We start from the raw sequence: 5,093 nt of genomic DNA, 5'->3' as shown, positions 1-5,093 counted from the left end.
CACGGGTTCGGTGTCTACGAACCGCTTACTCAGCCGATTTTTTCTTCAGGCGTTCCAGGATCGCATTGGCGCTGCCTTCGTTCGGCGTGATGCCGGCATCGCGCAGCTTGCGCTCCAGGTCGGAGCCGGTCGAAGCCTCGGCCAGTTCGTCCTGGGCTTGCAGCTCGGCGGCACGTTGTTGTTGCTTGGCTTGCAGGCGGTTGAGGGTGCCGACGGCGGTTTCCAGCTTGCCATTGGCACCGCCGCTGGCGATCGAGGCGCTGACCTGGGCCTTCTGCACGCTTTCCCGGGCCTTGGCCATGTCCACTTGCTGGCGCAGGCTCTTGATGCGGCTTTCGGCCTTGGTGATGTCCTTGCGCATGTTGTCCGCGTAGCCACCGAACTCGGTCGCGTGCTTCTGCTCGGCGTCCAGTTCGTTGGTCAGGGTCGAAATGGCTTCGGCCACTTCCAGCGCCAGGTCTTCGCGGTTGGCCTGGATCGCGGCCAGGGCCTTGGCTTCCAGGTCCTGGATCTTGGCGTTGTATTCGCCGACGCGATCGGTCGCCAGCTTGTGCTTGGCCATGATGGTGACCAGCTCACGCTTGGCGTTGGCCAGCGCGGTGTCGGCGTCGCGGATTTCCTGGTCGAGGATGCGCAGGGCCTGTTGGTCGACGATCGATTCGCCGACTTCGTTGGCACCGCCACGCAGTGCGGTGAACAACTTGCTCCAGATGGACTGGGTCATGGGAGGGTTCCTATTCGGCGAATTAAATGAAGAAGCGTTCGAAGGCTTCGCTGGCGCGCTGGACGTTGTCGACGAGGGTTTTGACCTCGGTGACGACGTTGGTCAGGCTGGAACCTGCGCTCAGGGAGCCGAACATGTTGTAGACAACCTGCCCGTTGGGCATGGACTCGATACCGATCGACGACAACGGGAACATTTCCCGGCTGCGCAACACGGCGTCGTTGAAGGCGGCGACGTCGTTGATCGACTCGACATCCACCAGCACGGTATCGACGATGATCTGGTCGCCGACCACGGCGATGTAGATTGGCAAGCCACCGAAGTCATTCATTTCCAGCTTGATGCTGGACTCGGCGCCTTGGACGAGGGAGAGGGTGATGTCGTTCGAGACCACTTCATCCAGGGCCTGAAGGGCGGTGTAGAGGCGATCGATGTTCCAGTTGTTACCTGCGCTCATGTAATCCTCCGACATGAATGGGCCAGCCAGAATCGGTTGGCGTAGCTGTTTCTCCATTTGCTTGAGCAGGCTTCGGTTTTCAGGAAGCACCCAAGTTTCGTGTTTCACATACCCGGCGGCACTCAGGCCCGCGCGCATCTGCTTCATGTAGAAGCTCGATGGCTTTTTCGCGGAGGGTTTGGCGCGCTCTCCCGTGCGGCTCGCTGAATCGGTCACAGACCCGTCATGCGGATCTGGTGGAGAGCTGGTTGACATAGTACTGACCCCACTGTGAAAAACTCACGCGTGAGAAACACTACAGGCTACTTGGAGATCTCACAATAGCTCACGCGTGAGATTTTTCCTTGTCACAAATGCCGACAACCCAGTGTGCGGGCTCGCTCCGGAGCTGTGTAGGAGCTGGCGAAGCCTGCGATCTTTTGATCTTTAGCCTCAAAAGATCGCAGCCTCGCTTCGCTCGACAGCTCCTACAGGGCCCTGCGGGTGCCATAGGCTTTACGGATAGCTGAAGCTCTTGACCAACGTCAGCTCGCCCACCGCCCGCATCGGCACCACGAAGGTCTCCATCTTTTCGCTCGGTGTGCCTTCTTCGGTGATGACAGTGACTTTCGCCGTGGTCAGGGCTTGTTGCGCTTGTTCCACTGGTTCGCCGTCGCCTTCTTCATCCCCATCACCGCGGTACCCGCCGCCGTAGTAGTTCACGTACACCAGGTACTGGCCTTTGATCGGCGCGGGCATGGCAAAGATTTCCGGGCCGTAGCCAGTGGTGACGTCGACATCGAGGGCGGCGCCGTTGGGGGCGACGCGGTCGCCGTACCAGATGTGGGCGCCATCCGGCGTCACGAGGTGCAGGTCCAGGTCGGTGCCGTCGCTGTCCCAAGTCAGCAAAACCCGCAGCTTGGCCGGGGTAGCGCCACCGGTGGTATTGAGGAATTGCGTACGGTGGCGCTGTTGGCCATCGGCACTGCGCACTTCAACGCTGTTGCTGCCATTGGGGAACGAGAACGGCCGATCGAAGCGACCTTCCTCATCAACCTTCAACGGCAGGCTTACGCCGTTGACGATGAGTTGGCCCGGCTCGTTGTTCTTCGGTGTACCTTTGATCTGGCCACTGATGCGCGCCGTGTTCGCCTGGCCCGGCGGCGTGTTGACCGACGAGGCCGGGTAATTGACGGTCTGGCTGAAGTTTTCGCCTTCGCCGCCAGGCGCACCGCTGCGCCAGCCGCCGATGGGAGTATCGAGCTTGATGGGGTCGGCGGCCAGGGCGGATGGCAAGGCGGTCAGGGCGCAGAGCAACAGCAAGACCTGTGGATAACGGAGTGTCATGGTCTATTCCAGCAAGAGGTGACGGGCGAGCCCTTCGATATAGTTTTCGTCCTGGCCATTGGGGTGAGCCTCAAAAGCCAGGTGCAGATATTCATGGGTCAGGTCGAGGCGGTCTTGCAGCGACAGCACGCCGCGCACGTAGATGCGCTGGCGTTCACGGTCGACATACGGCCGGCCGAAGGCGACGCGGCACACCGCGAAGGCACTGATTTCGTTGTAGCCGACTTCGCTTTCCAACCGCTCACGCCAGCCCCGTCGCTGTTTGAGTAGCCACTCCTGGGCGGCGGGCAGTGCTTCGCAGGACGCCACCGGGTTGTCCCAACGGCTGAGGCTGGCACGTGGATAGGCGTGCAACAGGATCGCGTCGTAGCGCTGGCCGCCGTTGGCTTGCTCGACGGCCTGGGCCCAGGACAACTTGTCCGGGCCGGGTTGATCGGAGTGATACGTCACATCGGTGCCGGCCAGGACCAGGTCGCTGGTCCACGCGGCAATCGCTCGGGTTTCCGGCGCCGCCGGACGCGGCGCGACGCGCTGGCGATGGCTGCTGTCGTCGATGCTCAGGCAATCGCCGTTGCGCTGGGCGTTTTGCAACAGGTAGGTGCGGATCGCCACGGCCAATGCCTTGGCCGCTTCGGCGGGTTCGGCCTTGGCTTCGCGCTGCAGGACCCGAGCGACGTATTCCTCCCGGTCCAACCGCGCGACCAGTTTGCCAGGCAGCAGGAACAGTTCGCCGTCGCTGTGGATATCCAGCTGGTTGCCGTTGGCGAACTCGACGCGGTAGTCGCCGCGCAGTTGTCCCGGCGTGGCTGGACGTTCACCGGACATCACCCGTTGCAAGGGATAGCGGGCAAACAACCCCACTTCCACGCAACGCCCGGTTTCCGCCGGCCAACGGGATGGCAGTGCCGTGGCCAAGCCATCACCATACTTCTTCAAGACCTGCTGGCTGGTACCGCGTCCACCGGCCCAGACGGGCGTGCCATCGACCAGCCAACCGGCGAAACCGCCCTGGCGCGACGAAGGCCCTTGATCGCCCAGCCAGCTCCAGGTCTTGACCCGCAGGCGACCGCCCAACTGACCGACCAACCGACCATCCGCCGCGCCAAGCACCACGTCGAGCAGCACCCGACGGGCCTGATCCTGGGCCGGCAGCGTCGCCAGCGCCTTGAGCAGCTCTGCCACGGGCACCTGGGTTTGCGGCTGCAAGGCCGGCAGGTCCTGCAACCATTTCGGCGCCTGCCGCGCTTGCCAATAGTCCCGCCAGCCAGGCGCCGAAAGCCCAAGCCGCTGCGGTTCGAAATACAAGCCGCAGGATTTCACCAGTGCCTGGTCGCGACCAATGCTCTGTCCGGCGCTGCAGCAATAGACTTCTTCTTTCGATTCGCCCCGGCATTCATACGCCGGCTCGCGGGCATCGGTGTCCACCAGCCAGGCGTAGACGAAAAGTTTCCACAAGCTGCCCAGCGGTGCCTGCAAGGAATCGGGCAACGGCTGGCGGTCCAGCACCTGGGTCTGGCTTACGCGCAACAGTTGACCGTCGAAAGCCAGGCGCAGCGGCTCCTCCTGCGCTGTCGCCAGCGCAGGAATCAAGCACAACCACCACCAGCCCCAACGCCTGCGCATGTCAGTCGACCGTCACCTGACCGAGCGCCGGTTTCTGTTCGCGGGCCTGGTTCTGTGGCGCGTAGACCTGAGTGAAGCGCACCGGCGGCAGGGTGAACTGACCCTTCTGGGAGAAGCGCACCAAGTGCCGCAGGCGCAGCTCGCCACTGAGGGCGTCCACCGGCACCGCGTAAGCCATCTGGCCCGGCTCGAAGCGGGCTTTTTCCAAGGACGTCGGCTCGCTGTCGGCCTTGCCCATCAATTGGATGCCCCAGGTGGTGCGTTCCACATCGGCGCCCGGCGGCAGCGGCACTTCGAGCATGCCGTAGCGCAGCGGCGTCGCGGCCTTGCTGTTGATGATCACTTCATCCAGGTAGAGAGCGTCACTGGACAACGGCTTGTTGCCCACGGCTTCAAGCTTGAAGGTGAACGCCTCGTCGCCCGGCACCAGGCGCGACAGGCGACGGGTGATCGACACGGCCATCGGCGCCACGGGGGCTTGCTGGCTTTGGAAGCTCAAAGCCGCTTGCAATGGACGCTCCTGGGCGCCGGTCAGGGTCAGCTGCGTTGGAAGCTGCGCGCCCTGCCATTGCCAGTAGGTTTCGCCGGTCGCGCCTTGCTTGGCTTTCCAGCCTTCGCCCGGCGCCAGGGCCACGGCCGGCGCAGCCTGCTCGATGCTGCGTTGCAGCCAGGTCAGGGCCAGTGCGCGTTCCAGGGTCGATTGCTGCGGCAGCACGCGCTCCAGCAATCCGCTGGCGCGGGCTTGATCGAAGCCTTGCACCGACAACAACAAAGCCTCGACGAACGGCTGGGAGCTGAGTTCCAGTTGCTGTTGCGCGGCGTCGGCCTGGCGGCTGAACGCTGCCGGCAGCGGCACTTTCGACTGCTTGGCGAGGGACGCGGTCAGCACCCGGGCGCTGGCCAGGCCAAGGGCCGAATCCGGCGCGTACATGACCAAGCTGTCCTCGCCGCTGTCCAGCACGC

At 63.5% G+C, this 5,093-nt stretch carries 5 protein-coding genes; all 5 read right to left on the bottom strand.

Translation table 11 applies throughout. From position 1 onward, the window contains the following. Positions 1-25: 25 nt before the first annotated feature. Positions 26-724, bottom strand: coding sequence for a PspA/IM30 family protein (locus tag OC610_RS20775; protein WP_264430364.1), 699 nt, complete (start codon positions 722-724; stop codon positions 26-28). Positions 725-746: 22 nt separating this feature from the next. Next, the gene (locus OC610_RS20770; RefSeq protein WP_264430362.1) at positions 747-1,328 is read right to left on the bottom strand and encodes a YjfI family protein; all 582 of its coding nucleotides are present in this window, start codon (positions 1,326-1,328) and stop codon (positions 747-749) included. 348 nt (positions 1,329-1,676) lie between these two features. Further along, on the bottom strand, positions 1,677-2,507 hold the full coding sequence (locus tag OC610_RS20765; protein WP_264430360.1) for a YfaP family protein: 831 nt from the start codon (positions 2,505-2,507) through the stop codon (positions 1,677-1,679). A gap of 3 nt (positions 2,508-2,510) precedes the next feature. Further along, a complete protein-coding gene (locus OC610_RS20760; protein WP_264430357.1) occupies positions 2,511-4,130 on the bottom strand; it encodes a DUF2300 domain-containing protein in 1,620 nt (539 codons plus the stop codon). Between the two features lies 1 nt (position 4,131). After that, positions 4,132-5,093: alpha-2-macroglobulin family protein (locus OC610_RS20755; protein WP_456300306.1), on the bottom strand; the 962-nt coding region annotated here is incomplete at its 5' end.

It is taken from the genome of Pseudomonas agronomica, assembly GCF_025917275.1.
Classification (GTDB): Bacteria; Pseudomonadota; Gammaproteobacteria; order Pseudomonadales; family Pseudomonadaceae; genus Aquipseudomonas; species Aquipseudomonas agronomica.
Note: the sequence above shows the minus strand (reverse complement) of the source record. Positions and strands in the feature narration are given on the sequence as shown.

What these genes read in the sequence shown, in the direction of transcription:
- OC610_RS20770 (WP_264430362.1), bottom strand. Translation starts at nt 1,328, where the DNA reads ATGAAGCAGATGCGCGCGGGCCTGAGTGCCGCCGGGTATGTGAAACAC.
- OC610_RS20775 (WP_264430364.1), bottom strand. Translation starts at nt 724, where the DNA reads ATGACCCAGTCCATCTGGAGCAAGTTGTTCACCGCACTGCGTGGCGGT.
- OC610_RS20760 (WP_264430357.1), bottom strand. Translation starts at nt 4,130, where the DNA reads ATGCGCAGGCGTTGGGGCTGGTGGTGGTTGTGCTTGATTCCTGCGCTG.
- OC610_RS20765 (WP_264430360.1), bottom strand. Translation starts at nt 2,507, where the DNA reads ATGACACTCCGTTATCCACAGGTCTTGCTGTTGCTCTGCGCCCTGACC.